Origin of the sequence: Achromobacter sp. (assembly GCF_032102605.1) — a bacterium.
In the GTDB taxonomy this organism is placed as follows: Bacteria; Pseudomonadota; Gammaproteobacteria; order Burkholderiales; family Burkholderiaceae_B; genus Achromobacter.
The window spans coordinates 225,050-251,786 of the sequence record NZ_DAMDGT010000006.1 but is presented as its reverse complement, the minus strand read 5'-3'; the positions used below and the strand labels follow the sequence as shown (position 1 = coordinate 251,786).

Here is a 26,737-nt window from a genome sequence, read left to right as displayed (position 1 = left end):
GGATGAGTGGGAGCTTGCTGTTCGCGGTCTACTGCTTTGTCAGGCCCAGGCTGGCGGTGAGCTTGCCGTACTTGCTCCACTCTTCCCGCACGTAGGCGGCGAAGGCGGCAGGGGTCTGCGGCCCGCCGCCCAGGTCCATGCCCTGGTCGGCGAGCTTGGCGGCAACCTCGGGGTCGGCGAGTGTCTGGCGTAGCGCCTGGTCCAGTTTTTCCATGATCGGCCGGGGCAGTTTGGCGGGCGCCAGCACGGCGTACCACTGCACGACGTCCAGGCCCTTGATGCCGGATTCGGCCAGCGTCGGCACGTCGGGCAGCCGTTTGCTGCGTTCCGGGCTGGTCACCGCCAGCGGACGCAGCTTGCCGGCCTGGATCTGATTGATCGCGCCCGGCAGCGTGTCGAAATTCATGTCCACGCTGCCGCCCAGCAGGTCGGTCATGGCCTGGCCGCTGCCTTTGTAGGGGACGTGCTCCATCGACACACCGGCGATCTGGGAAAACCGCGCGGCGCTCAGGTGCTGCGGGCTGCCCATGCCCGACGAGGCGTACAGCAGCTGCTTGGGCTTGGCGCGGGCGTCGTCCACCAGGTTCTGGACGGTGGCATAGGCGTGCTTGGCGGGGTTCACGACCAGCACGTTGGGCACCGATCCGATGTACCGCACGGCGGTGAAATCCTTGATGGGATCGATGCTGGACTGCACCACGTAGGGCGCCGCGACGGTGGACTGCATGTTGGCCAGCAGCAGCGTGTAGCCATCGGGGTCTGCCTTGACGACATAGTCGGCCGCAATCAAGCCGGAGGCGCCCGGCTTGTTTTCCACCACGACCTGCTGCCCCAGCAGGCTGGACAGGCGGGCGGAAACGATGCGGGCCGACACGTCGGTGCCGCCGCCCGGGACAAAGCCGACGACGAGTCGGATGGGACGCTCCGGCCACTTCGATGGATCCTGCGCCAGCACGGGGCTGGCGGCGGCTAGGCTTGCGGTCAGCGTCAGGACGCAGGTCCATGCGCGGGCATGCTTGTTCATAAGGTCTCCTTGGTGGATGCGGCCTGCCCAGGGGCTGCTTGCTCTATGATTGGGTCAGGTTGGTATTCCGCTGGTGTTTGGTATACCAGATACAAAAATAGTCGATGTCGCGAGCACGAACAACCCATGGCTAACCCTGAACCCCTGACCGCAGATATATCCGTCCTCGATTTGGCGATCCACCATCCCACCTTGCCGGCGGTCGTGGCCGAAAGGCTGCGCCAACTGATCATCGACGGCACGCTCAAGCCGGGCACCTGGCTCAATGAACGGGACCTGTGCGATCAGCTAAAGATTTCACGCACGCCGCTACGCGAGGCTTACCGGATGCTTGCCTCGGATGGCCTGGTCACCTTGCAGCCCAAGCGCGGGGCGATGGTGGTCGAGCTGTCAGCCGAGGACATCGAGAACATCTTCGACGTGCTGTCCGTGCTTGAAGGATTGGCGGTGCGCAGCGCCGCCGAGCGCGCGTCCGAGGCCGAGCTTGCCCAGATCGCGCGCCTGCATGCGCAGATGCTTGAAAACTATGAAAAGCGGGACATTCGCGCATACTTTGCGGCCAGCATGGGCACGCACATCGCGATCAACCGCGCCGCGCGCAATCCGGCGTTGACGCATTCGTACGACCGGCTGAACCTGCAGGTGCAGGCGCTGCGCTACAAGTCCAACTTCGACCTGGACGAGTGGACGACGGCGGTGGCCGACCACGAGGCCTTCGTCCAGGCGCTGATGGCGCGCGACGGTGAGCGCGCCGAAGCCCTGATCCGCAAGCACGTAGGGGGCAAGAAAGCCTATAACTTGCGTGGCCGCACGGGCGGCGGCGGGGCTTGAGGCCATGGCGGCGCGCGCCGCCATGACCGCAGGATTCAGGCCGGCTGCGCCACCGCGCGCTGACGGCCGATCATCAGGGCAAGCACGGCGGCGATGATGCCTGTCGCGCCCGAAATCACAAAGGCCATCATGTAGCTGCCCTGCGCCTGGCGCAGCGCGCCCGCCATCCAGGCGGCGCTGGCCGCACCCATCTGATGGCCCGCCACGATCCACCCGAACACGATCGAGGCGTCGCGCTCGCCGAAGGCTTCCGTCGTCAACCGCAGGGTAGGCGGCACGGTGGCGATCCAGTCCAGGCCGAAGAAGATCGCGAAGATCGACAGGCTGTAGAACGAGAAATCGGAGTAGGGCAGGTACATCAACGACAGGCCGCGCAGCGCGTAGTAGACGAAGAGCAGCTTGCGCGGGTCGTAGCGATCGGTGAGCCAGCCCGATGCGGTGGTGCCGAGCAGGTCGAAGATGCCCATTACGGCGAGCAGACCTGCCGCCTGCACCTCTGGCATGCCGTGGTCTCCGCAGAGCGCGATGAGGTGCGTGCCGACCAGTCCGTTCGTCGTGAAGCCGCATACGAAAAAGGTGGCGAACAGATACCAGAACGTGCGGGTCCTGGCGGCGCGCGCGAGTGTGCCGAACGTGGCGGCGATCATGCCGGTGCGCGGCGCGGCAGGCGCGGGCTGCGCGTCCGGATCGCTGCCGAAGGGCACGAGTCCCACGCTGGACGGCCGGTCCGGCACCAACCACCAGGCCAGCGGCACCAGTGCCGCCGCGGCGCCGGCCACCGTCCAGACAACGCGCGTCCAGTCGCCCGACGAGGCCAGCGCAGCCAGCACGGGCAGAAAGACCAATGTGCCGGTTGCCGCGCTGGCGGTCAGCAGGCCCATCATCAGGCCGCGATGCTTGACGAACCAGCGGTTGACGACGGTAGCGCCCATCACGATGGCGACCGCGCCCGAGCTGATTCCTGAAAACACGCCCCACGTCATGATCAGATGCCAAGGCTCGGTCATGTACGCGCTGACGGCGCTGGACGCGGACATCAGCACCAGGGCGCTGATCAGGACGCGCCGCAATCCAAAGCGCTCCATTGCGGCGGCGGCGAAGGGGCCCACCAAGCCGTACAGGAAAATACCCAGAGCGGCCGCAAAGGAAATCGAGCTGCGGCTCCAGCCGAACGCCTCTTCCAGGGGCACCAGCAGCACGCTGGGCGAGGACCGCAGTCCCGCCGCCACCAGCAAAGACAGGAAGATCACCGCGACAACCACGAACGCGTATTTTTGACCGGCGCGCCGGAAGGGGAAGGGAGGGTGGGCTATACTCATGTTACTTACCGGTACGTATTGAGGTTCGCGAATGGTACGTACCGGTCAGTAACATCGTCAAGCGTTTTTTGGCGACCCTGATTTCGGGAACCGCGAAGTGTGTGCAGCTTTCCCGTGGAAAAGGAGCCCAATATGGCCAGCAAAAATCCCGCCACGTCCTCGTCGCCCGGCAAATCCGGCGCCAAGCCGCTGTTGGCGGCCGACCGGATTCGCAAGACCGCGCGCGAAATGTTCTATCGCGACGGCATACGCGCCGTCGGCGTGGACGCAATCGTCACCCAGGCGGGCGTCACCAAACCCAGTCTCTACCGCAGCTTTTCCTCCAAGGACGAACTGGCGGCGGCCTACCTGCGCGACTACGAGGGCGAATTCTGGGTGCGTTTCGACGCAGCATGCGCCGCTCACCCCGGCGATCCACGCGCCCAATTGCTGGATTACTTGTCCGGCCTGGGCGGGCGCGCCGTGCAGAACGGCTACCGCGGCTGCGGCCTGACGAACGCGGCCGTGGAATATCCGGAATCGGACCATCCCGCCCGCGCGGTTGCCGTGGCGCACAAGCAGGAGCTGCGCCGCCGCTTGAACGCAATGGCCGCCGAGATGGGAGCCCGCGACTCCGAGGCCCTTGCCGACGGACTGCTGCTCCTGATCGAAGGCGCCTTTGTGTCCAGTCAGCTGTTTGGCGAAGGCGGGCCCGCGGGCCGGGTCGCCGAGATGGCCGATAAGCTGATCCAGGCCTATCTCACCCCCTGAAGGGGCTAGTGCACAGGACTGGTGCGCAGCGCGGTGCCCCATGCACCGTTGTGGTGGTGTTTGTACCCATTGCGCAACGACGAAAAAAATGTTTAGGGTTTTTATTGCAACGCAGCAAACACGGATCTAAGATGGGTTCGTGTTGTTCCACATCGCGCTTTCTCAAGGAGAGAATCATGAGCGATACCGCGTTGAAAAATGCCCGTATGTCGGATGCGCTGGAGCGGTCCCTGATCCGCGAGGCCATCAAGGCGGAAACCCTGTCCGTACCGTCCGTCGGCTCGCGCTGGCTTCGCCTGAAACTGCGCCTGGTCGCATTGGGCGGCGCAGTCGGTGAAGTCTTGCATGACATGGACGCGGGTCGCAGGCAGCACCCCGTGGTCTCTGCTCATCATTGATGGGGGCAGTCCAGTAAAAAAAGCGCCAGCTCTTTCGCTGGCGTTTTTTTATGCGTGTCGCCTTGACCGGCGGTTTCCGCGACATCAGTCTCAGACGACCAAGTCCAGCAGCAGGTAGCCGTCCAGGATGATGATGCCCACGGTGGCGCCCATTGCGGCCCACGCCCATGCGCCCCGCAGCACGTACCGCCCCATCAGGCTCTTGCGGCAGGCAAGGACCACCAGCGGGCCCAGGGCGAAGGGCAGCGCCAGGCTCAGGATGACCTGGCTTAAGACCAGCAGTCCGTCCGGATCCTGGCCGCCCGTGAAGGCCAGCAGCCCCACGGCCGCGGCTCCCGCCACCAGGCGGGTCATCAGCGCACGGCGGCGATCCGACCAGTTGCTGCGGACCTGAAACCCTTGCGACAGAATGCGCCCGGCCAGCACGCCGGTGATCGTGGAGCTTTGGCCGGCCGCGTACAACGCCACTGCGAACACGATGGCCGCGCCGACGCCCAGCGTGTGGCCGATCACCGCATGCGCGTCGTCCAGGCTGGAAACCGCCATGGCAGAGCCGGAAATCGAAGCGGCGGCCACGATCATGATGGCCGAATTGATCAGCATGGCCACGCCCAGGGACACGATCGTGTCGTTGCGCGCCACCCGCATGGCCATGTCGCGGGCTTCAACGGGCAGGTCCCGTGCGCGCTGCGCCAGGGAACCCGAATGCAGGTAAAGGTTGTGCGGCATCAGGGTAGCGCCCAGGATCCCGAGCGCGATCAGAAAGCCCTGGGGATCGCGCAGCGCCTTGCCCGTTTCCGTCATGCCTTCAGCCACCTCGGTCCATGCCGGATTGGCCTTGAACAACAGGAAAACGAACGACAGCGCCACCACGGAAAGCAACAGCGCGATCACGCGTTCATGCCGGTCGGCATTGCCGCGGGTCATCGCCAGCACGGCGAACGTGCCGATGCCGGTGACGGCGACGCCGCCAATCAGCGGCAGGCCGAACAGCAGGCGCAAGGCAATGGCGCCGCCGATCAGTTCGGCCAGGGCGGTGGCCAGGATGGCGGCCTCGCCGGCCAGCCACGCGGCCTTGGCCAGGCGAGGAGACAGATGGCGAGCGGTGAGGGTAGCCAAGTCTTGGCCCGTGGCCAGCGCCAGCCGCGAAACCAGCACCTGGAAACCCAGCGCAAGAAAGGCGGACGTGATGACGACCATGAGCAGGCCGTAGCCGAAGCCGCTGCCACCCGCGATGTCGGTGGCCCAGTTGCCGGGGTCGATATAGCCGACCGCAACGAGGAGACCCGAGCCGACCATGCGCCGCAGGTTCGCGGATACCCGCGCGTCCTGCATCGCGGCGGCGTTGCCGCCTGATATCGCGTAGATGAATCCGGTCATGCGTTGCTCCTGAGAATGGTTCTCATCTTCCAAGAGCTGCCGCAGACCGTCAAATTGATTTTGGACAAGCCCGGGATAGGCTTGCCCAATGATCCGGCCCCGTCAGGAGCCGGATCGTGGGGAGGACGGATCAGGACTTGAGTTTGGCGTCCATCGAGATCTTGGCGTTCAGCACCTTGGAAACCGGGCATCCCTTTTCGGCCTTGCGCGCGGCGTCCTCGAAGGCTTGCGCGGACGCGCCCGGAATGACGGCTTCGACGGTCAGGTGGACGGCGGTGATGGCGAAGCCGTCGTCCACCTTGTCCAGCGTGACTTCGGCCTTGGTGTCCAGGCTTTGCGCGACCATGCCGGCCTCGGACAGGATGTTGGACAGCGCCATGGTGAAGCAGCCGGCGTGCGCGGCGCCCAGCAATTCTTCCGGGTTGGTGCCCGGCGTGTCGCCGAAGCGGGTATTGAAGCCATAGGGCTGGCTCTTGAGCGCGCCGCTCTGCGTGGAAATCGTGCCTTTGCCAGTCTTCAGATCGCCCGACCAGGCGGCGGTTGCGGTTTTCTTCATACATGACTCCTGTGAAGGAACGCGGCCGTGCGCGGCGCGTCCGGGGGTGGGGGAGGCGCCGCCAGCAAAGGGCGGCGCGCCTGCCTCAGGCGGCATCGACGATGATACGGCCCGTGCGGCGGTCCGGCGAGGAAACGACCGCACGCAACGGCAAGCCGATGTAACCGACCCGCGGCGGCGCGGCTGCGGACCCGGGCCGCGCATAAAAGGGCAGCGCGGCGCATCAGGCAAAATAGCGGCATCCCTTTCACATCTTCCGAGAACCGTAGTCATGTCCAGCATCCTTGCCCGCTACGCCTGCGCCGTCGCGCTGGCCGTTCCTGTCATGTCCGCCCAGGCCGAAATCGTCATCGGCGTGGACGTGTCCACGACTGGCCCCGCCGCCGCCATCGGCATCCAGACCAACAACGCGATCCGCCTCTGGCCGAACACGCTGGGTGGCGAGCCGGCGCGCTACGTGGTCCTGGACGACGGCACGGACGTGAGCCGCGCCGTGAAGAACATGCGCAAGCTGACTTCGGAAGACAAGGTCGACGCCATTGTCGGCCCCAATATCACGGCGTCCGCGCTGGCCGCTCTGGACGTGCTGGCCGAAACCGGAACGCCGATGATCGCGCTGGCGGCGTCCAGCGTCATCGTCGAACCGATGTCGGATCCCAAGCGCGCATGGGCATTCAAGATGCCGCAGAACGACTCGCTGATGGCCGCCGCCCTTGTCGAGGACATGAAGAAGAAGGGCTTGAAAACCGTGGCTTTCATCGGCTTCGCGGATTCCTACGGCGATAGCTGGTGGAAGGAATTCAACGCCGCGGCAGGGTCCGACGTAAAGGTCGTGGCCCAGGAACGCTTCCAACGCACCGATGCGTCGGTGGTCGGCCAGGTATTGAAGGTCATTGCCGCCAAGCCGGACGCCGTGCTGATCGCGGGCTCCGGCACACCCGCCGCCTTGCCGCAGAAAACCTTGCTGGAACGCGGTTATACGGGCGCTGTCTACCAGACGCACGGCATCGGCACGCTGGAATTCCTGCAGGTGGGCGGCAAGGACGTCGAAGGCACTCTGTTCCCCACGGGGCCGGGCGTTGTGGCGCGCGAATTGCCCGATTCCAACCCGGTCAAGAAGGTGGCGGTGGAATTTGCCGACAAGTACGAGCAGCAATACGGCCCGAACACGCTCACGCAATTTGCCGGCGACGCCTACGGCGCCTGGATGCTGCTGGATTCGGCGGTGGGGCGGGCGCTGAAGACCGGCGCCAAGCCGGGCACGCCGGAATTCCGCCAGGCGCTGCGCGACGCCTTGGAAAACACCCGAGACCTGGTCGTGCCGAATGGCGTGCTGAACATCAGCAAAGACAACCACCAGGGGTTCGACGAGCGCGCGCGCGTGATGGGCGTGATCAAAAACGGCCGCTTCTCCTACGCGCACTAATAGGGGCCATATCTCCCTACCGTTCGTAACGTGTCCTAACGCTCCATAGGGCAACGGACGGCAAAAGCAGGCTTAGGCCTGCTTTTTTGCGCCTTTATCATTCGTGTAGAAATCATTAATTAGCGTATTATTTTTAGTGAAGCCATAAACCTAGAAATAAATTAGGGAGAAATCCATGACCTTGATCCGATCCAGAAAGCTGCTGGCGGCCCTGAGCCTTGGCGTCCTGGCCGCCTGCTCCGATTCCGGTTCCGACAAGCCGACCGCCGCGGCAGGCGGCGCGCCCGCCACGGCCGCCAGCACGCTGGAAGCCGCCAAAGCCGCAGGCAAGATCCGCATCGGCTACGCCAACGAGGCGCCGTTCGCCTACATGGACAGCAAAGAGGCGAAGGTCACGGGTGAATCCGTGGAAATAGCGCGAATCGTGCTCAAGCGCATGGGCATCAACGAGGTCGAAGGCGTGCTGACGGAATTCGGCTCGCTGATTCCCGGCCTGGCCGCAAAGCGTTTCGACATCATCGCGGCCGGCATGTATGTCACCCCCGAACGCTGCCAGCAGGTGGCCTTTTCGGATCCCACGTATGGCGTGGGCGAAGCGTTCCTGGTGAAACAGGGCAATCCCAAAAACCTGCACAGCTATGAAGACGTGGCCAAGAACCCCGATGCGAAGCTGGGCGTGGTCGTGGGCGCCATCGAAGGCGATTATGCCGAGAAGGTCAAGATTCCCTCGGGACAGATGGTGGTGTTTCCCGACGCGGTCAGCGCCCTGTCCGGCGTGCAGGCCGGCCGCGCCGACGCCTACGCGGCCACCGCGCTGACCATCAATGACCTGATGGTCAAGACGCAGGAGGGCAGCGGCCTTGAAAAGGCCGATCCCTTCACGGACCCGGTGATCGACGGCAAGGGCGTGCGCGGCTATGGCGCCTACGCCTTCAGGACCGACGACAAGGCATTCGCGGACGCCTTCAACGCGGAACTGGCCAAGTTCATCGGTACCGACGAACACAAAAAGCTGGTGGAGCCCTTCGGTTTCACTGAGCAGGAGCTTCCCCAGGGCGTGACCGCAGCGAAGCTCTGCGCCGGGCAGTAAGGGGCGCCGATGCAGCTGATTTCAGAACATATCGCGGAGCTGGTGCCGCCATTGCTCGAGGGGCTGGCAGTGACGCTGCAGATCCTGGCGGGGGCCGTGGTGCTGGCGGTCCCGCTGGCGCTGGCGTCGGGCATGGGCCGCCTTTCGTCGTTGCGGCCGGTCCGATGGGCGGCGGCGGTCTACGTCGAGATCTTCCGGGGAACGTCCGCCCTGGTGCAGCTTTTCTGGTTCTACTTCGTGCTCCCGTTGTTCGGCGTGCAGCTGCCGGCGATGCTGGTCGGCATCGTGGTGCTGGCGCTGAATGCCGGCGCCTATGGGGCCGAGGTCGTGCGCGGCGCCATACGCGCCGTGCCGCCGGGCCAGCGCGAAGCGGGCGTGGCCCTGAACCTGACCCGCAGGCAGATCATGCAGCGCATCGTGTTGCCGCAGGCGGTGCCGGCCATGCTGCCGCCCGCCGGCAACCTGCTCATCGAGCTATTGAAAAACACCGCGCTGGTGTCGCTGATCACGATCACCGACCTGACGTTCCGCGGCCAGCTGCTGCGCAGCGAAACCCTGCGCACCACGGAGATCTTCACCCTGATGCTGTTGATGTACTTCGCGGTGGCATTGCTGATCACGGCGGGCGTGCGCATGCTTGAGCGGAGGGTCCGAGTCCGATGACACCGATATTCGACTGGTCTTTCGCCCTGCAGATTCTGCCCACGCTGGGATCCGCGCTGTTGATCACGGTCCAGGCCACCGTGCTGGGCATGCTGGTAGCCGTCACGCTGGGGCTGGCGCTGGCAATGCTGCGCCGTTCCCGTCTGCGCATCGTGTCGCTGCCCACGGCATTCGTCATCGAATTCGTGCGCAGCACGCCGCTGCTGGTGCAGATGTACTTCCTGTTCTACGTGCTGCCGTTGACGGGGGCACAGATGTCGCCGCTGACGACCGGGATCGTGGCGCTGGGTCTGCATTACGCCACCTACTGCGCCGAGGTCTACCGCGCCGGCATCGAGGCGGTGCCCCGCGGCCAATGGGAGGCCGCCACGGCCTTGAACATGTCGCGTTGGCGCACGGCCGTGGGCGTGGTGTTGCCGCAAGCCATCCCGCCGGTCGTGCCGGCGCTGGGCAACTACCTGGTGGCGATGTTCAAGGACACGCCGCTGCTGTCGGCCATCACCGTGGTCGAGCTGCTGCAGCAAAGCAAGATGATCGGATCCGCGACATTCCGGTACACCGAACCCCTGACCCTGGTCGGCCTGCTGTTCCTGGCGCTGAGCCTGGTGGCGGCCTGGGGTGTGCGCGGCCTGGAGGCCCGCCTGCAACGATATGGAGGAAAACGATGAGCGCAAGCCTGACCATCAAGAATCTGCACAAGCGCTACGGCGATCTGGAAGTCCTGCGTGGCATCAACCTGGAGATCCCGGCGGGCCAGACCGTGGCGGTCATCGGGCCATCGGGATCGGGCAAGTCCACGTTGCTGCGCGTGCTGATGACGCTGGACCAGCCGACCAGCGGCGATATCGAGATCGACGGCGAACCCATGTGGACCGATAGCCAGGGCCGCGCCGTGGGGCCGAATTCCGAGCATCTGCGCAAGGTGCGCGGCAAGATCGGCATGGTGTTCCAGCATTTCAACCTGTTCCCGCACATGACCGCGCTGGGCAACGCCATGGAAGCGCCGATGCACGTGCTGGGCATGTCGCGCGGCGAGGCGCGCGAGCGCGCCGTCGAATACCTGGACATGGTGGGCCTGGGCGACAAGCTGGACGTCTATCCCGCGCAATTGTCGGGCGGGCAGAAGCAACGCGTCGGGATCGCCCGCGCACTGGCGATGTGCCCGCAGGTCATGCTGTTCGACGAGGTCACGTCCGCGCTGGATCCGGAGCTGGTTGGCGGGATCCTGCAGATCCTTCGCGATCTTTCCGCCCGGCGCAGCATGACCATGATCATCGTTACGCACCAGATGAAATTCGCCGAACGCAGCTCGGACCGCACCTTGTTCTTCGATCAGGGCAATATCGTCGAGGACGCCGAATCCTCGGTGCTGTTCGGCCAGCCCAAAGAGGCGCGCACGCGCCAGTTCCTCGATTCGGTGATCGAAGGGCAATAGCCGCCAGCACTTAACCCTGCCGGGGGCGCTGGGATTGGCGCCCTTTTTTTCCGCGGGCGCTATGCTTTGCCGTCCAACGCTTCGGAGCCCCACGCATGAGTCACCTGTTCAGCCCCACGTCAATCGGCAACGTATCCCTGGCCAACCGCATCGTCATCGCGCCCATGTGCGAATACTCGGCGGAGGAAGGCCGCGCGACCGACTGGCACATGATCCACCTGGGGCACCTGGCGTTGTCGGGCGCCGCGTTGCTGTTCACGGAAGCGACGGCGGTAGAGGCCGATGGCCGCATCTCTCCCGGAGACCTCGGTTTGTGGTCGGACGAAACCGAGGCCGCGCTGGGCCGCGTCGTGGCCGCGGTGCGACGGTACTCGCCGATCAAGCTGGGCATCCAGCTTGGCCACGCCGGCCGCAAGGCGTCCAGCGACGCGCCCTGGAACGGCGGCCAGCTCGTGCCGGAAAGCGCGGGTGGCTGGCAGGGCTGGGCGCCGTCGGCCGTGCCGCACAACGCGCATGAGCCTGCGCCCCATGCGCTGGACGCCGCGGGCCTTGAACGCGTCCGCAACGCTTTCGTCGACAGTGCGCGCCGCGCCCTGCGGTTGGGCTTCGACGCCATCGAACTGCATGCGGCCCACGGCTATCTGCTGCACCAGTTCCTGTCGCCGCTGTCGAACCGGCGCACTGACGCCTACGGCGGTTCGCTGGAAAACCGCATGCGCTTTCCGCAGGAAGTGTTCCAGGCGCTGCGCGAGATCACGCCGCAGTCGGTTGCGCTGGGCGTGCGCGTGTCCGCCACCGACTGGGTCGACGGCGGCTGGGACCTGGAGCAGACGCTGGTCTTTGCACAAGCGCTGAAAGACCGGGGCTGTGAATTCATCGACGTGTCCAGTGGCGGCGTGTCGTCGCAGCAGAAGATCCCGGTGGGGCCGAATTACCAGGTGCCATTCGCCGACGAGATCAAGCGCAAGATCGGCATGCCCACCATCACGGTCGGCCTGATCACCGAGGCGCAACAGGCCGAAGACATCCTTCAGCAAGGCAAGGCCGATATGATCGCGCTGGCGCGCGGCATGCTCTATGACCCGCGCTGGCCGTGGCATGCCGCCGCCCAGTTGGGCGGCCAGGTCGATGCCCCGCGCCAGTATTGGCGGTCGCAGCCGCGCGAACTGAAGGCGTTGTTTGGCGACACGCGCTTCGGCCAGCGCTAGGCTCGTCCAGGAGTCCGTCTTCCGCCCACAAAAAACGCCGCATTGCGGCGTTTTTTGTGGACCGTCGTGGCGCGCGGCCTAGAGACGCGCGTAAGCAGCTTCCAGTTCGCGATGCAGGACGTCGGCGAAGTCGGCGCTGGCGGGATCCTGTTGCGACAGCAGGCGAGCCAGCACGACATTGTCTTCCTCGCCATTCCAGATCTTGATGTAGGTGCCTTCCTTGTAGCCGTGCTGCTGGCGGAAGATGTTCAGCACGTTCTTCGATACGTACTGCGTGTAGGCGTCATTCCAGCTCATTTCGCATGCCGTCATGGATTGCTCCAGGACCTTGAAGCTGGCGCGTCCGCAAACCGCCAGGCCGCCGATCAGCTCCAGCAGTTCCGGCACGTTCAACGCGTCCAGGACGTAGGTCTTGCCGTCCAGCGAGACGGAACCGGGCGAGGCCAGGTCGGCCACCAGCGCGCGCGAGGCAGCCTCGACGTCGCCGCCGGCCTGGACGATCGTGTGCGACAGGTAGAAATGCAGGATGTCCACCAGTTCCATCTGCACCTGGGGCAGGTCGATGGTCTGCTTCTTCCACCACTTCCAGCCGTAGTGTTCCAGCGCCTCGGCGGATTCGACAAACGCAGCGCGCAGGAAGCGGGCTCCGCCGTTGACCCAGTCCGGATTGATCATGCTGTTCAGTTCGCCTTGCAGCTTCAGCATCGTGGCCGCCTGGGCCTGGTTCAATCCGACAACGTTGTTCACTTTCACTCCGAAATTCGTGGGGTCTTTTTGACTGGGCGGAAATGTTAGCACCAATGCCCGGGCCGGCTGTCCGGCCCTAGTTGCCGTCCTTGCGGTAGGACGACGACTTCAGCGGCGGCAATTTGTCCAGGGGTGTCTTGCGCGGATTGCGCGCGCCGCTGGCCGCCTTGAACAGCATGAACGCAAAGAACCCCAGGAACACGGCGGGCATCAGTTCGTCGAGCTCGAAATGCGGACTGTGCAGCGCACGGAATGCGATGTTCGCCGCAGCCCAGCCCGCCATGATGCCGGCCACCGTCAAGATGACGCCGACCTTGCGCCGGCGCGCCTGCTGGGCGAGCGTGAGGGTGGCCTGGTCGGGCTGGCCGGGCACGGTGGCCATCGGCGCCGGCTGCGCGGTGCGCGAACGTGGGGCAGGGGATGATGTATTGCCCCACGGCGCGTCGGACAGCGAACCCGGCGTCACAGGAGGGGGCACGGAAGGCGTCGGCGTTGGAATGCGCGCGTCTCGCCGGGATGACGTGCGGCCCGGCGTGGCGCCTCCCGCGCGAGTCAACTCTTCGATGTACCGCGCAAAATCGCCGTTCTTGGGTTCGGCGTCTATCGCCATGGGGCTCTCCGGTTCAATTGCCCCGCCGCGCGCGCACCGGTTGCCGGCGCTTGCGCAGCATGGCAAGCAGAAGCCCGCATCCTAGCAAAACCGAGAGCCCCGCGCCGATCATCATGGCGATCTGCTGTGCGTTCTGCGCCGCGCCCAGGCTGCGCGCGGTGATGTAGCCCGGCGCCAGCATCAACGGCATCCAAAGCACGGCTGACAGCACGTTCGCCAACTGGAAACGGGCCTGCGCCATGCCCATCACGCCGGCCACCGTAGGAATGGTGGAACGGATGGGCCCCAGGAAGCGGCCGATCAGCACGGAGGCGAACCCGTAGCGGTAGAAGAAAAGCCGTGCCCGCGCCACGCCGGTGCGCTGTTGCTTCAGGGGCCAGCGGCGCAGCACGCCCGGGCCGGCCCAGCGACCCAGCCAATAGGACAGGGCGTCGCCCACGATGGCGCCCGCGATGCCCCACACGATGACGCCCCAGGGCGCCAGCGTGCCGGAACCGATCAGGCCGCCTGTCAGCAGCATCAGGGCGGTGGCGGGAATGAACAGGCCCAGGAGTACCATGGACTCGCCCAAGGTAAGCAGGAAGGTGATCGGGCCGGCCCAGGCCTGGTTGGCCTCGATGAACTGGCCGATCTGCGTGATGTATTCATCCATGGATGCAAAGTTGAAAATTAGCTGAACGCAATCGGGTATGTTAACGCCTGCGCGGCCGGCCGCAGGGCGGCTAGGTCATTTGGCGGAAGCTCAACGTTGGAGAACCATGGATTCAGTTACACAAGCGGTGCTGGGCGCCGGCATACAGGGTGCGATGCTGGGCCGCGTGCAGGGGCGACGCGCCCTGATATACGGCGCCGCGCTGGCCACCGTGCCGGATCTGGACGTGCTGATGAGTTATCCCGACCCCGTGTCGCTAATGACCTATCACCGCGGCTTCTCGCATTCCGTCTTCGTGCTGACCGGGCTGGCCGTGCTGCTGGCGTGGCTGATACGCAAATATTGGCCGCAAGCGCCCTATAGCGGCCGGCGGCTGTTCCTGACGATATGGCTGGTGCTAGTGACCCATCCGATCCTGGATGCGTTCACGGTGTACGGAACGCAGCTGTTCTGGCCGCTGACTCCCACGCCGGAAAGCTGGTCGGCCGTCTTCATCATCGACCCGATCTATACCGTGCCGCTGCTGCTGGGGGTGCTCTTCGCCATTGCCTTCGGGCTGACGCGGATGGCGCGTCGCCTGCTGGTCGCGGCGCTGGTGTTCAGCACCGCCTACCTGGGCTTCGGTCTGGCGGGGCGCATGGCGGCCGAGCACCGCGTCCGGGACGCCATGCAGGGGCAGGGCATTGCGGTGGCCGAACTGCGCGCCATTCCCATGCCGTTCAACACGCTGGTGTGGCGCGTCATCGCCAAGACGTCCGATGGTCACTATTACGAGGCGGTCAGCAGCCTGTTTGACCGTGACACCCCGGAATGGGTGCGCCTGCCCCTCAACCTGGAGGCCGGGAAGGCCCTGGCGGGGGTGCCCCTGCACGAACGCCTGCGCTGGTTCACCGACGACTGGCTGAGGTATGACATCGTTGGCGACGCGCTGGTGGTCTCCGACCTGCGCATGGGGATGGCGGGGCATTACACCTTCCGATTCAAAATGGCCGAGCGCGCGCCCGACGGAACCTGGAATGCGGTTACGCCTTCGGTCTGGCCGACCAGCCGCGGGGGCTGGAATGAGCTGAAGCTGGTGCTCGGCCGCGTCCTGCACGCGCAACCGCCTTTGCCGCTGGCGCAATGGTCCGAACTTGCGACGAAATAAGCGCTGGTTCGGACGAGGCCGAGCGAAGCCCCCGCGACGTGCGGGGGTTTTTTCTTGGCCATTGCTTATTGACCGGTTTCCGGCGAGTGCATTATGCTTGTTCTCTATTAAGGAACTTAAGTTCCGTTTTATGGAACATGCATGAGTATTCTAGACGGCGTTCAACGTGTGCTGACGCTATATGCGGAAGGCGCGGCCGAGCTTAGCTTCACCGAAGTCGCCGCGCGCCTGGCCATGCCCAAAAGCACGGCGTCACGCCTGCTCAACCAGATGCAGAACTACGGCATGCTGGACCAGGACGCCGCCACGCGCCGCTATCGTCCGGGCGCGCTGCTCACGCAGGCCGTGCGCGCCGGCATGACGGCCACCCCCTTGGACGAAGCCTGCCGCGCGGTGCTGGCGCGCCTCTCCGACGACAGCGGGCTGACCGCGTATCTTTCGACGCTGAACCAGCGTGAAACGGTCGTCCTGCAGCGCCTGAACGGTTCGCACCCGGTGCAGGTCCTTTCGCCTCCGGGTTCGCGCCGCGCGGCGTCCGGCACGGCAATGGGGCGGGCGCTCCTGTCGCGGCTCACCGACGCCGAATTTCAAGTGCTCTACGGTGCGGATCCCGCACAGCCGCTGCCGATGGAAGGGCGCGACTGCCCCGCCACCGTCGGCGATCTGACCCGCCTGGTTGCACAGACGCGCACGGACCACTGCGGCGTCGCCATCGATCAGGCCATGCCCGGCATCGGCGCCGTGGCGGCGGCGGTGCGCGATCCGGCCACCGGCGAATTGCGCGGTCTCTGCCTGTCGTTCGTCTCCTTCCAGGTGGACGCCGACCGCGTGGCGCGCCTGCGCGAATCCGTGCTGCAGCACGTTGGCGCCCTGGGCCGCGAACTGAACGACCCCTACTGGCTCACCTGACATCCCGAATCCATGGGCGCGGCCGTCGGGCGGCGCGTCCGGAATCTATCCCTATCGGAAATCATCCTCATGAATCTTCTGCTCCTCAGCAATTCCAGCAGCGACGCCGGCTATCTGGTCCACGCCCTGGCCGACATCCGTGAATTGATCGAATCCCTGCCGCAAGGCGCGCCGGCCGTGTTCGTGCCGTACGCGGGCGTCACGCGCAACTGGGACGACTACACGACGCTGGTCGCCACCGCGCTGGCGGACACGGGCCTGGCCATCCAGGGCCTGCACAGCGCGCAGGATCCGGTCGCCGCGCTGGAAGAGGCGGCGGTCATCATCGTCGGCGGTGGCAATACCTTCAACCTGCTGGGCCAACTGCGCCGCCAGGGCCTGCTTGAGGTCGTGGCGCGCCGCGTTCGCGAGGGTGCGGCCTACCTCGGCTGGAGCGCCGGTTCCAACCTGACGTGCCCCTCCATCTGCACGACCAACGACATGCCGATCACCGATCCGCAAGGTTTCGATGCGCTGGGCCTGGTGTCCTTCCAGATCAACCCGCACTACACCAACGCCCATCCCCCCGGCCATCGCGGCGAAACGCGCGCTCAGCGCCTGGCGGAGTTCTGCACGTTGAATCCTTCGATGCCCGTGCTGGGGCTGCCCGAAGGTTCGGGGCTGCGCGTGCGCGGCGAAAAGATGGCGTTGGTCGGCCCGCACGATGCGACGTTGTTCCTGGGCCCGCAAGAACCGCGCATGTTCCGTCCCGGCCCGGTGGAGATCACGGCATGAAGCAGGTCATCGACGTCATTGAGCTGCTGTCGTCTGCGCACGTCACGGGAGAGGCCGTCGCGCAGGTGCTGCGCGATGCGGGCAATTGCGAAGTGGAGGTCACGCGCCTCGAGCGCGACGGCCTGGCCACGGACTTCCTGTCCATCGTCATCCCGGGCGCCGATGAATCGGCCCCGCAACTCGGCATCGTGGGCAGGCTGGGTGGCATCGGGGCGCGCCCCGCCGTCACGGGCCTGGTGTCCGACAGCGACGGCGCCGTGGTCGCCATCGCCGCCGCGCTCAAGCTGATGGCCATGGCGCGCCAGGGCGACGTGATGCCCGGCACGGTGCGGATCCGCACGCACATCTGCCCGCGCGCCGGTACGCGGCCGCATCACCCGGTGCCGATGATGCGCTCGCCGTTTCCCATGCGCGAAATGATGTCGCACGAAGTGGACCCGCGCATGGACGCGATCCTTTCCGTGGACACGACGCGCGGCAACCGGCTGGTCAACAGGCGCGGCGTGGCGCTGACGCCCGTGGCCAAGCAAGGCTACCTGCTGCGCATCCCGGAAACGATGCTGGACGTGATGGGCTGGGTTAGCGGCGAATTGCCCGTGACGCTGCCGCTTACCACGCAGGACATCACGCCCTACGAAAACGGCCTGTGGCACGTGAATTCGCTGATGCAGCCCGCCATCGTCACGGACGCGCCCGTTGTCGGCGTCGCGCTGACGGCGCAGACCACCGTGCCGGGTTGCGCCACGGGCGTCACGAACGCGGTGGACGCCGACGTCGCGATGCGCTTCTGCATCGAGATCGCCAAGCTGTACGGCCAGCGCACGATGACCTTCTTCGATGACGCGGAATGGAGCGCGCTGCAAGCCCGCTACGGCTCGATGGCGCACCTGCAGACGGTGGGCCGTGAAGACGGAGCCGCGCAATGAGCGCGAACACCCCGCGCCGCGTCGCGTTCTTCACGATCGGGCAGTCTCCGCGCAGCGACGTCGTGCCGGAGATGGCCTCCGTGCTAGGCGCCCACGTGCATATCGACGAATTCGGCGCGCTTGACGGCCTGGATGCCGCAGCGCTTGCGGCGCTGGCGCCGCGGCCGAGTGAATACCGTTTCGCCACGCGCATGCGCGACGGCTCGCAGATCGAACTGGACGCCGCAGCGGCCGAAGCGCGCCTTGCGCAAGTCATGCGCGAGGCCGATGGCAAGGGCTATGACGTGCTGGTGCCGTTGTGCACGGGAACGGCCATCGCGCCGATGCGCACGCTGGTGGTCGAGCCGCAGCAGGTCGTGGACCACCTGGTCGCCGGCCTGGCGCAGCACTGCCGCAAGGTCGGATTGGTGGTGCCCCTGGAAGCCCAGGTGGATTTCTTTCACATGGTTGTGCCGCTGGAGTGCGAAACGCACGTCGTGCACGCATCGCCGTATGAAGCTGATGCGCATCAGGCCGCCCGCAATTTTGAAGCCGCGGGCCGTGAGCTCGCTTCGTGCGACCTGATCGTCATGCATTGCATGGGCTACGCCGAAAGCATGCGCCAGGCTGTGGCGCAGGCGTCGGGGCGTCCGGTGCTGCTGTCCAACCGGATGGTCGCGCAGGCCCTGACCCAGATACTGGAATAACGCCGCCGGACGCAATCCCGAAGTCCTGGCTGCCTGCACAGGCAAGGCGGCCGGACCGGGCGAGCGGCGAGAGGAGACGAAGCTGTCTTCGTCAATCATTTGTTGGGAGTGTTTTTCATGTTCAGCCGTACTCTGCACCGCGCCGCTGGCGCACTGTTTGCCGTCACCGCACTGACGGCCACGCCGGCGCTCGCCGCCGACGCCTGGAAACCCGCCAAGCCCGTGCGCCTGCTGGTCGGCTTTGCGCCGGGCGGCTCGGCCGACACGCTGGCCCGTCTGCTGGCCGAACCGCTGTCCCAGCGCCTGGGCCAGCCCGTCGTCGTTGAAAACCTGGCCGGCGCCGGCGGCAACATCATGGCCTATCGCCTGAGCCAGGCGCCCGCCGACGGCTACACCATCGGCATCGCTGCGGCCGGCTCCATGGCCATCACGCACGTTCTCAATCCCAAGGGCACGAACTACAAGCCCACCGACTTCACGCCCATCACGCTGGCTGCCGTGCAGCCCAACGTGGTCATCGTGAACAAGGACGTGCCGGCCAACAACCTGACCGAACTGAAGGAGTATTTCCAGAAGACCCCGACGGCCACCTACGGCACCGCGGGTGTGGGCATCTCCAACCACCTGATCGCCGAAACCATGCTGTACAAGCTGGGCGTGAAGGTTCCGCACGCGGCATATCGCGGTGCGGCTCCCGTCATCACCGACCTGCTGGGCGGCCACATCGCCATGACGATGGACAACATCTCCACGGCGGCGCCGCTGGCCTCGCAAGGCAAGGTCAAGGCGATCGGCGTGGCCTCGCTCAAGCGCGCGGCTCAGCTGCCCAACGTGCCCACGCTGGACGAGCAGGGCCTGAAGGGCTTCGACATGCCCACCTGGCAAGGCGTATTTGCACCGGCAGGCTTGCCCGCCGACGTGCTGGCCGCCTACTACGCTGCCCTGCAGGACGTGCTGAAGCAGCCGGCGCTCATCGAGAAGATGGCAGGCCTGGGTTCGGAACCGGTCACCGGCATGACGCCCGAGAAGTTCGGCGAATTCCTGGACAACGACCGCAAGCAATGGGCCGACATCGTCAAGGCCGCGAACATCAGCCTGGAACAGTAAGGCGCGCACGGCGGCTTCGACGCCGCAAAGAAAAACGCCAGGCCCGCAATGGGTCTGGCGTTTTTTTTAGGGCCGGCAGGCAAGGCCCGCGCAAGCGGCGGTGCTTCTACACCGGCATGCGTGCCGCGATTTCGGCGATCAAGCGCCGCGCTGCGTCCAGCTTGTCGCCGGCGGGCAGGGGATGCGCGCCGTGCGCGTCAAACAGCACCAGTTCGGTGGTGTCGGCGTCCATGACCTTGTGGGCCAGGTTGCCCACCAAAAGCGGAATGCCCTTGCGCGTGCGCTTGGCCTCGGCGTGTTCGGCAAGCTTTTCGGTTTCGGCGGCAAAGCCCACGCACCACGGCCCGTTCTCGAGCTTGGCCACTTCGGCCAGGATGTCGGGGTTGGGTTCGAACTCCATGAGCGGCGCGCCGCCGCCCTCGCTGGTTTTCTTCAGCTTCTGCGTGCTGACGTTCTTCACGCGCCAGTCCGCCACCGCGGCCACGGCAATGAAGATGTCCGCGTCGCCGACGCTGGCCATGACGGCGTCGTGCATCTGTTGCGCGGTGGTGACCGGCAGGGCCGTCACGCCCCGCGGGACCGGCAGGAAGGTGGCGCCCGTGATCAGCGTGACGCGGGCCCCGGCTTCGCGCGCGGCGCGAGCGAGCGCATAGCCGGTCTTGCCGGACGAGCGGTTGCTGAGCACGCGCACCGGATCCACAGGCTCGGACGTCGGGCCGGCAGTCAGCAGCACGTGGCGGCCGGCCAGCAGTTTGGGCTGGAAGAAGGCAATAAGGTCCGTCAGCAGCTCGTGCGCTTCCAGCATCCGGCCGTCGCCGGTTTCGCCGCAAGCCTGTTCGCCGGCGGACGGGCCCAGCACCGTAACGCCGTCGGCGCGCAGTTGTTCGACGTTGCGCTGCGTGGCCGGGTTGGCCCACATTTCGCGGTTCATGGCGGGCGCCACCAGCAGCGGACAGGCGCGCGCCAGGCACAACGTCGACAGCAGGTCGACGGCCATGCCGTGCGCCAGCTTGGCCATGAAGTCGGCGCTGGCCGGCGCGATCAGCACGGCGTCCGCGCCGCGCGTCAGGTCGATGTGCGCCATGTTGTTGGGCACTCGCGCATCCCAGGCATCCACGAACACCGGCCGGCCCGACAGGGCCTGCATGGTGACTGGCGTGATGAAGTGCGTGGCCGCCTCGGTCATCACCACGTCCACCGTGGCGCCTTGTTCGGTCATGCGTCGCACCAGCTCGGCGATTTTGTAGCAGGCGATGCCACCGGTCAGTCCGAGGACGATGCGTTTGCGGGCGAGATCGAGCATGAGGGCAGGGCGGCGGTTTCAGCGCCGTGAAAACGAGGAATGGAGAGTGATTTTATTCTGCATTGCGGCATTGCGCCGTTCGTCATGCATTCAGGGGGCATCAAGCGGGGCAAAAGCGGATGCCTGCCGGATCGGCGCAACCGGGAGGAAGGCGCCGCTCATCCACCCGGATGACGCGGCCCCATGCCCGCATGCCTTCAAGCCTTGGGCTTGCGGGCGCGCAGCAGTTCGTCCAGCACCAGCAGCACGGCGCCGCAGGTAATGCCCACGTCCGCCAGGTTGAAGGCGGGGAACTGCCAGTCGTTCCAGTAGAACAGCAGAAAGTCCACCACGTGGCCATACACCACGCGGTCGATGACGTTGCCGATGGCGCCGCCCAGGATCAGGGTGAGCGCCAGGCTGAAGCGGGGCTGTCCGTGCGTGCGACGCAGCATCCAGACGATGACCACGGCGGCCACGCAGCCCAAAACCGTGAAAAACCAGCGCTGCCAGCCTTCCTCGGACGCCAGGAAGCTGAAGGCGGCCCCGCGGTTGAACACCAGCGTGAAATCGAAGAACGGCAGGATGTTGACGCGTTCGCCGTACTGGAAGGCCGTGTTGAAGTAGACCTTGGTCAGCTGGTCCAGCACGATGATCAGCGCGGCCAGCGCCAGCCAGCCGCCCACGCGCGCCGGCGCGGGGCGGGCGGGGGCGGCGCCCGTCACCCCGTGTTCGGAGGGGCGGGCCATGTTCAAGCCTTGTCGCGGGCTTCGCCCGAGCCGAACAGGTTGGAGACGCAACGGCCGCAGATTTCAGGATGGTCCGCGTCCTGGCCCACGTCCAGGCGCCAGTGCCAGCAGCGTTCGCACTTCTTGTGCGTCGACGGCGTGACTTCGATGCGGGTTTCGCCTTCGCTTGCGTGCACGGTGGCGCGCGACACGATCAGCACGAATCGAAGATCGTCGCCCAGGCTGGCCAGCAATTGCTGGTCTTCGCCGCTGGCATGCAGGTCCACTTCGGCCTGCAGCGACGAACCGATGTCGCCCGCCGTGCGCACTTCTTCCAGCTTGCGCTGGACCTCGGCGCGGATGGCGCGCAGGCGCGCCCATTTTGCGGTCAGCGCTTCGGCGTCGGCAAACGGCGGCAGGACGTGGTAGACCTCGGTGAAGATGGTCGTGCGGGCCGCATCGGCCTGGTTCTTCAACGCGGAGGCGGCCAGTTCCTTCCAGGCCTCTTCGGCCGTGAAGGACAGGATCGGAGCCATCAGCTTGAGCAGCGTCTGCGTGATGTCCAGCAGCGCAGTCTGCGCCGAACGGCGCGCCACGCTGCCAGGGGCGGACGTGTACAGGCGGTCCTTCAGGATGTCCAGGTAGAACGCGCCCAGGTCTTCCGAGCAGAAGGTCTGCAGGCGCGAAACGGCCGGGTGGAAGTCGTAACGTTCGTAGTTGGCCTGCACTTCAGCCTGCATCTGCGCCGTCATGGCCAGCGCGTAGCGGTCGATCTCGAACAGCTCGCCGTAGGGCACGGCTTGCGACACCGCGTCGAAATCAGCCAGGTTGGCCAACAGGAAGCGCAGCGTGTTGCGGATGCGGCGATAGCCTTCCACCACGCGCTTGAGGATCTCGTCGGAGATGGACAGTTCGCCCGAGTAATCGGTGGAGGCCACCCACAGACGCAGGATTTCCGCGCCCAGCGAGTCGGACACCTTTTGGGGAGCAATCACGTTGCCCACCGACTTGCTCATCTTGCGGCCCTGGCCGTCCACCACGAAGCCGTGGGTCAGGAGCGCCTTGTAGGGCGGTTGGCCGTACAGCATGCAGCCGGTCAGCAGCGACGAATGGAACCAGCCGCGATGCTGGTCCGAGCCTTCCAGGTACAGGTCGGCGGGCCAGGCCAGTTCAGCGCCGTGCGAGCCGGCGAATTCGCCGTCCTTGCCGCCCAGCACGGTGGCGTGGGTGCTGCCCGAATCGAACCACACGTCCAGCGTGTCGCGGTTCTTTTCGTACATGTCGGCTTCGTCGCCCAGAAGGTCGCGAGGCTCCAGCGCCTGCCAGGCCTCGATGCCGCCTTGCTCGACGCGCTGCGCCACTTGCTCCAGCAGTTCCGAGGTGCGCGGGTGCAGTTCGCCGGTTTCCTTGTGCACGAAGAAGGCCATCGGCACGCCCCACTGACGCTGGCGCGACAGGGTCCAGTCCGGACGATTGGCGATCATGGCGTGCAGACGCGCGCGGCCCCAGGCGGGATAGAAAGCGGTGGCGTCAATGCCGGCCAGCGCAGATTCGCGCAGGGTGGGGCTGCCGTCCTTGGGTTGCACGTCCATGCCCGCGAACCACTGGCTGGTGGCGCGGTAGATGATCGGCGTCTTGTGGCGCCAGCAATGCATGTAGCTGTGCTTGTGCTTTTCCACGTGCATCAGCGCGCCGGCTTCCTTCAAGGCTTCGACGATCTTGGGGTTGGCGTCCCAGATCGACAGGCCGCCGAACAGCGCCAGGCTGTCGACATACTTGCCGTCGCCCATGACCGGGCTGATGAAGTCGGTGTCCTTCATGCCGTGCTCTTTGCACGACACGAAGTCCTCGATACCGTAGGCAGGCGCCGAGTGGACCACGCCGGTGCCGGAGTCGGCGGTGACGTAGTCGCCCAGGTAGGCGGGCGCCTTGCGGTCGTAGGCCGCGTTGAACTGCGCCAACGGATGGCGGAACTCGATGCCCGACAGGGCCTGGCCGGGCGCCGTGGCGATGATTTCGCCTTCCAGGTTCCAGGCCTTGAGGCAGTCTTCGACGCGGTCCTTGGCGATCAGCAGCAGCGGGCCGAACTTGGGCGCCGGCGACACGCGCACCAGCGCGTATTCGATTTCCGGATGCAGGTTCAGCGCCTGGTTGGACGGGATGGTCCAGGGCGTGGTCGTCCAGATCACGATGGCGCCATCGTCCACCGATTCCAGCCCGAAGGCCTGCGCCAGCCTGCCGTGTTCCGCAAACGGGAAGGCGACGTCCACGGCCGGGTCGACGCGGTCCGCGTATTCGACTTCGGCTTCAGCCAGCGCCGAGCCGCAGTCGAAACACCAGTTCACCGGCTTCAGTCCGCGGAACACGTAACCCTTGTCCAGGATGCGGCCCAGCGCGCGGATCTCGTCGGCTTCATTGCTGAAGTTCATCGTCATGTACGGACGATCCCACTCGCCCAGCACGCCCAGGCGCTTGAAGTCCTTGCGCTGGCGATCGATCTGCTCGAGCGCATAGGCGCGTGCCTTGGACTGCACTTCCGCCACGGGCAGGTGCTTGCCGTACTTCTTTTCGATCTGGATCTCGATGGGCATGCCGTGGCAATCCCAGCCCGGCACGTAGTGCGCGTCGTAGCCGGCCATGTTGCGGCTCTTGACGATGATGTCCTTCAGGATCTTGTTGACCGCGTGGCCGATGTGGATATCGCCGTTCGCATAGGGCGGGCCGTCATGCAGCACGAAGCGCGGCCGGCCGCGGCTGGCCGCACGGATCGCCTGGTAGACGTGGTTTTCCTCCCATTGCGCAATCCAGGCGGGCTCGCGCTTGGCGAGGTCGCCCCGCATGGGGAAGGGGGTGTCGGGCAGGTTGAGGGTCTTTTTATAGTCCATGAACGGCAAAATAGGCGCGCGCGTTTCGCGCGTCTTCGGCGATGGCGGCAGTCAGGGAAGGGAGATCAGGAAATTTTTCTTCGTCCCGCAGCTTTTGCAGGAATTCGACGCGTACGAGTTTACCGTATGCATTGACGGTCTCGCCCAGCAGGTGCGCCTCGAGCAGCACACGGCCTCGGTCTTCAACCGTGGGGCGTACCCCCAGGCTGGCGACGGCGGGCAGGGCGCGGTCGGCCAGGCCGTAGACCTGGACGACGTAAATGCCGGAACGGGCGGCGCATCTCTCGGCCACCCGCAGGTTCATGGTGGGAAAGCCCAGCGTGCGGCCCAGCTTCTGGCCGTGGATGACATGGCCGCTGATATGGAATGGATGGCCCAGCAGGTGGCGGGCCCGTTCCAGGTCGCCCACCGCCAGCGCGGTGCGCACCTCGGAGCTGGAAATCCGGTGGCCTTGCTGGTCGGTCACGTCGGACAGGGTCTGGACCTCGAAGCCATGCACCATGCCGGCCTCCCGCAGCAGGTCGATGTCGCCGCTGCGCTTGTGTCCGAAGCGGAAGTCCTCGCCCACCAGCAGCCATTTAGCTCGCAGGCCCTGCACCAGCAGCTGCTCGATGAAGGCGTTGGCCGACATTTCGGCCAGGCGGGCATCGAATTTCTCCACCACGACTTGCGAAATGCCGTAGCGCGCCAGGGCGGCCAGCTTGTCGCGCAGTCCGGAAATCCGGGTGGGGGCCAGTTCGGGGCGCTGGTTCAGGGTGGCGAAATACTCTCTCGGATGCGGTTCAAAGGTCATCACGGCGGGAGTCAGGCCACGTTCGCGGGCGACCTGGCAGACGCGGGCGAGCATGGCCTGATGTCCGCGGTGGACACCGTCAAAATTGCCGATCGTCAGCGCGCACGGAGCGCGGTCGTCGGGCGGGGGCAGGGATCGGTAGATGCGCAGCGATGGTTTCACGAGCGAGAGTTTACAATTTTGGATTACGGGTTTGTTCCTATCTCGCCTGCGCCGTGCGCGCCGGCTGCCGCACGCCGCTGGTTTCGCGGGGTCGGACCGCCCGATTTCCCTTGGAATTCTTCATCTTGCCGGAAATATCTTCTACCAAGCGCCGCCTCGTCATCCTGATTTCGGGGCGGGGCAGCAACATGCAGGTGCTTGCCCAGGCCTGCCGCGACGAGGGCTGGCCCGCGGAAATCGCCGCAGTCATCGCCAGCCGGCCCGACGCGGCCGGACTCGAATGGGCGGAGGGGCAGGGCATCCCCACCGCCGCCCTGTACCACAAGGACTATCCCAGCCGCGAAGCCTTCGATGCCGCGCTGGCCGCTGAAATCGACCGCTACGCGCCCGACTATGTGATCCTGGCCGGGTTCATGCGCGTCCTGACGCCCGGCTTCGTGAATCACTACGCCGGCCGGCTGGTCAATATCCATCCGTCGCTGCTGCCGGCTTTCCCCGGGCTGCACACTCATGCACAGGCTCTGGCGACGGGCGTGCGCGTCCACGGCTGCACCGTGCATTTCGTCACCCCGGTTCTGGACCACGGCCCGATCATCGCGCAGGGCAGCGTCCCGGTCCTGGCCGGCGACACGCCCGAATTGCTGGCCGAGCGCGTGCTTGCCGTAGAACACCAGGCTTTTCCGGCAGCCGTGCGCTGGCTGGCCGAAGGCCGGGTTACCCTGACAAGCGACCATCGCGTGGACGTCCACGGCAACCCGGATCGCCTATTCTCCTGGACGCCTGCCGCCTGAGCGGCCTCCAAATGCATTTATCGGGGCGGAACGGTTCGCCCCATTGGAATACACCATGACTAAACCCCAATCCCCGCGTTCCCGTCCGGCCGGCGGCTCCAGGCCCGCCTCGGAAGGACGCGATGGCCGGTCCTTTTTCTCGCGCCCCAAGGGCGACGCCCGCGAGTCCCTGCCGCGTGAACGCGGCGACCGCGACGACCGCCCGCGCGGCGAGAACCGCGGCGGCGAACGCGGATCCTTCAACCAGGATCGCCGCGAAGGCCAGGGTCGTGGAGACTCCCGTCCATCGTTCGGCGGCCAGCGCGGCGACAGCCGTGGCGGCGACCGAGGCTCGTTCGGCCAGGACCGCCGCGAAGGCCAGGGCCGTGGAGACTCCCGCCCGTCGTTCGGCGGCCAGCGCGGTGACAGCCGTGGCGGCGACCGAGGCTCGTTCGGCCAGGACCGCCGTGAAGGCCAGG

27 protein-coding genes and 1 pseudogene are annotated in these 26,737 nt (G+C 66.0%); 17 read left to right on the top strand and 11 right to left on the bottom strand.

The features are described 5' to 3' along the window. Window positions 1–28: 28 nt before the first annotated feature. The gene (locus RT614_RS16140) at window positions 29–1,024 is read right to left on the bottom strand and encodes a tripartite tricarboxylate transporter substrate binding protein (RefSeq protein ID WP_313623128.1); all 996 of its coding nucleotides are present in this window, start codon (window positions 1,022–1,024) and stop codon (window positions 29–31) included. A gap of 126 nt (window positions 1,025–1,150) precedes the next feature. Between RT614_RS16140 and RT614_RS16135 the strand changes: the two genes are divergently transcribed. After that, window positions 1,151–1,855: a GntR family transcriptional regulator gene (locus RT614_RS16135; RefSeq protein WP_313623127.1), complete on the top strand. Its 705-nt coding sequence runs from the start codon at window positions 1,151–1,153 to the stop codon at window positions 1,853–1,855. A 35-nt stretch (window positions 1,856–1,890) separates the two neighbouring features. Here the strand turns inward: RT614_RS16135 and RT614_RS16130 are convergent, their stop codons facing one another. Next, window positions 1,891–3,174, bottom strand: coding sequence for an MFS transporter (locus RT614_RS16130; protein WP_313623126.1), 1,284 nt, complete (start codon window positions 3,172–3,174; stop codon window positions 1,891–1,893). Window positions 3,175–3,306: 132 nt separating this feature from the next. On the opposite strand from RT614_RS16130, the gene RT614_RS16125 reads away from it, so the two are divergent. Both RT614_RS16125 and RT614_RS16120 read left to right on the top strand, forming a co-directional pair. Continuing rightward, window positions 3,307–3,924, top strand: a complete 618-nt coding sequence (locus RT614_RS16125; RefSeq protein ID WP_313623125.1) for a TetR/AcrR family transcriptional regulator — start codon at window positions 3,307–3,309, stop codon at window positions 3,922–3,924. A gap of 176 nt (window positions 3,925–4,100) precedes the next feature. Then, a complete protein-coding gene (locus RT614_RS16120) occupies window positions 4,101–4,322 on the top strand; it encodes an XRE family transcriptional regulator (protein WP_313623124.1) in 222 nt (73 codons plus the stop codon). Window positions 4,323–4,412: 90 nt separating this feature from the next. Here the strand turns inward: RT614_RS16120 and RT614_RS16115 are convergent, their stop codons facing one another. Together RT614_RS16115 and RT614_RS16110 are read right to left on the bottom strand one after the other, a co-directional pair. Further along, window positions 4,413–5,702: an Nramp family divalent metal transporter gene (locus tag RT614_RS16115; RefSeq protein ID WP_313623123.1), complete on the bottom strand. Its 1,290-nt coding sequence runs from the start codon at window positions 5,700–5,702 to the stop codon at window positions 4,413–4,415. A gap of 130 nt (window positions 5,703–5,832) precedes the next feature. Further along, entirely contained in the window at window positions 5,833–6,258 is a 426-nt protein-coding gene (locus RT614_RS16110; RefSeq protein ID WP_313623122.1) for an OsmC family protein, read from the bottom strand. A 271-nt stretch (window positions 6,259–6,529) separates the two neighbouring features. On the opposite strand from RT614_RS16110, the gene RT614_RS16105 reads away from it, so the two are divergent. From RT614_RS16105 to RT614_RS16080, 6 genes are all read left to right on the top strand, one after another. After that, window positions 6,530–7,684: an ABC transporter substrate-binding protein gene (locus tag RT614_RS16105; protein WP_313623121.1), complete on the top strand. Its 1,155-nt coding sequence runs from the start codon at window positions 6,530–6,532 to the stop codon at window positions 7,682–7,684. A 175-nt stretch (window positions 7,685–7,859) separates the two neighbouring features. Next, window positions 7,860–8,774, top strand: a complete 915-nt coding sequence (gene ehuB, locus RT614_RS16100) for an ectoine/hydroxyectoine ABC transporter substrate-binding protein EhuB (RefSeq protein ID WP_313623120.1) — start codon at window positions 7,860–7,862, stop codon at window positions 8,772–8,774. A gap of 9 nt (window positions 8,775–8,783) precedes the next feature. Continuing rightward, window positions 8,784–9,437, top strand: a complete 654-nt coding sequence (ehuC, locus tag RT614_RS16095) for an ectoine/hydroxyectoine ABC transporter permease subunit EhuC (protein ID WP_313623119.1) — start codon at window positions 8,784–8,786, stop codon at window positions 9,435–9,437. Beyond that, window positions 9,434–10,105 carry an ectoine/hydroxyectoine ABC transporter permease subunit EhuD gene (gene ehuD, locus RT614_RS16090; protein ID WP_313623118.1) on the top strand — a complete coding sequence of 224 codons (672 nt, stop codon included), beginning with the start codon at window positions 9,434–9,436 and terminating at the stop codon, window positions 10,103–10,105. The genes ehuC and ehuD overlap by 4 nt, the downstream gene beginning before the upstream one ends. After that, complete coding sequence (gene ehuA / locus RT614_RS16085) at window positions 10,102–10,872, top strand: ectoine/hydroxyectoine ABC transporter ATP-binding protein EhuA (protein WP_313623117.1); 771 nt, start codon at window positions 10,102–10,104, stop codon at window positions 10,870–10,872. Before ehuD ends, ehuA begins: the two co-directional genes overlap by 4 nt. Before the next feature lie 95 nt (window positions 10,873–10,967). Then, entirely contained in the window at window positions 10,968–12,080 is a 1,113-nt protein-coding gene (locus RT614_RS16080) for an NADH:flavin oxidoreductase/NADH oxidase (RefSeq protein ID WP_313623116.1), read from the top strand. Window positions 12,081–12,158: 78 nt separating this feature from the next. On the opposite strand, the gene RT614_RS16075 is transcribed toward RT614_RS16080, so the two are convergent. The 3 genes from RT614_RS16075 to RT614_RS16065 all read right to left on the bottom strand — a co-directional run bounded on the left by RT614_RS16075 (window position 12,159) and on the right by RT614_RS16065 (window position 14,089). Beyond that, window positions 12,159–12,809, bottom strand: a complete 651-nt coding sequence (locus tag RT614_RS16075) for a dUTPase (protein WP_313623231.1) — start codon at window positions 12,807–12,809, stop codon at window positions 12,159–12,161. A 94-nt stretch (window positions 12,810–12,903) separates the two neighbouring features. After that, window positions 12,904–13,437, bottom strand: a complete 534-nt coding sequence (locus RT614_RS16070; RefSeq protein ID WP_313623115.1) for a hypothetical protein — start codon at window positions 13,435–13,437, stop codon at window positions 12,904–12,906. Window positions 13,438–13,450: 13 nt separating this feature from the next. Beyond that, window positions 13,451–14,089 (bottom strand): DedA family protein, encoded by a 639-nt coding sequence (locus tag RT614_RS16065; protein ID WP_313623114.1) that lies wholly within the window; start codon window positions 14,087–14,089, stop codon window positions 13,451–13,453. Between the two features lie 106 nt (window positions 14,090–14,195). Here RT614_RS16065 and RT614_RS16060 point away from each other — a divergent pair, with 106 nt between their 5' ends. The 6 genes from RT614_RS16060 to RT614_RS16035 all read left to right on the top strand — a co-directional run bounded on the left by RT614_RS16060 (window position 14,196) and on the right by RT614_RS16035 (window position 19,638). Next, the gene (locus RT614_RS16060) at window positions 14,196–15,236 is read left to right on the top strand and encodes a metal-dependent hydrolase (RefSeq protein ID WP_313623113.1); all 1,041 of its coding nucleotides are present in this window, start codon (window positions 14,196–14,198) and stop codon (window positions 15,234–15,236) included. A 141-nt stretch (window positions 15,237–15,377) separates the two neighbouring features. Next, window positions 15,378–16,145: an IclR family transcriptional regulator gene (locus RT614_RS16055; protein ID WP_313623112.1), complete on the top strand. Its 768-nt coding sequence runs from the start codon at window positions 15,378–15,380 to the stop codon at window positions 16,143–16,145. Between the two features lie 69 nt (window positions 16,146–16,214). Further along, window positions 16,215–16,919 (top strand): dipeptidase PepE, encoded by a 705-nt coding sequence (gene pepE, locus RT614_RS16050; protein WP_313623111.1) that lies wholly within the window; start codon window positions 16,215–16,217, stop codon window positions 16,917–16,919. Continuing rightward, window positions 16,916–17,845, top strand: a complete 930-nt coding sequence (locus tag RT614_RS16045) for a DUF1177 domain-containing protein (protein ID WP_313623110.1) — start codon at window positions 16,916–16,918, stop codon at window positions 17,843–17,845. Before pepE ends, RT614_RS16045 begins: the two co-directional genes overlap by 4 nt. After that, on the top strand, window positions 17,842–18,531 hold the full coding sequence (locus tag RT614_RS16040) for an AroM family protein (protein WP_313623109.1): 690 nt from the start codon (window positions 17,842–17,844) through the stop codon (window positions 18,529–18,531). Before RT614_RS16045 ends, RT614_RS16040 begins: the two co-directional genes overlap by 4 nt. Window positions 18,532–18,648: 117 nt before the next feature. After that, window positions 18,649–19,638, top strand: coding sequence for a tripartite tricarboxylate transporter substrate binding protein (locus tag RT614_RS16035; protein ID WP_313623108.1), 990 nt, complete (start codon window positions 18,649–18,651; stop codon window positions 19,636–19,638). A 106-nt stretch (window positions 19,639–19,744) separates the two neighbouring features. Here the strand turns inward: RT614_RS16035 and coaBC are convergent, their stop codons facing one another. The 4 genes from coaBC to RT614_RS16015 form a co-directional block, all read right to left on the bottom strand. Then, window positions 19,745–20,941: a bifunctional phosphopantothenoylcysteine decarboxylase/phosphopantothenate--cysteine ligase CoaBC gene (gene coaBC / locus RT614_RS16030; protein WP_313623107.1), complete on the bottom strand. Its 1,197-nt coding sequence runs from the start codon at window positions 20,939–20,941 to the stop codon at window positions 19,745–19,747. Window positions 20,942–21,138: 197 nt separating this feature from the next. Next, the gene (lspA, locus tag RT614_RS16025; RefSeq protein WP_313623106.1) at window positions 21,139–21,669 is read right to left on the bottom strand and encodes a signal peptidase II; all 531 of its coding nucleotides are present in this window, start codon (window positions 21,667–21,669) and stop codon (window positions 21,139–21,141) included. 2 nt (window positions 21,670–21,671) lie between these two features. Further along, window positions 21,672–24,533 (bottom strand): isoleucine--tRNA ligase, encoded by a 2,862-nt coding sequence (gene ileS, locus RT614_RS16020; RefSeq protein ID WP_313623105.1) that lies wholly within the window; start codon window positions 24,531–24,533, stop codon window positions 21,672–21,674. After that, on the bottom strand, window positions 24,523–25,488 hold the full coding sequence (locus RT614_RS16015) for a bifunctional riboflavin kinase/FAD synthetase (RefSeq protein ID WP_313623104.1): 966 nt from the start codon (window positions 25,486–25,488) through the stop codon (window positions 24,523–24,525). The genes ileS and RT614_RS16015 overlap by 11 nt, the downstream gene beginning before the upstream one ends. A gap of 134 nt (window positions 25,489–25,622) precedes the next feature. Here RT614_RS16015 and purN point away from each other — a divergent pair, with 134 nt between their 5' ends. Together purN and RT614_RS16005 are read left to right on the top strand one after the other, a co-directional pair. Further along, entirely contained in the window at window positions 25,623–26,279 is a 657-nt protein-coding gene (gene purN, locus RT614_RS16010; protein WP_313623230.1) for a phosphoribosylglycinamide formyltransferase, read from the top strand. Window positions 26,280–26,334: 55 nt separating this feature from the next. Continuing rightward, a pseudogene (locus RT614_RS16005) lies at window positions 26,335–26,737 on the top strand (hypothetical protein); the annotation flags it as partial.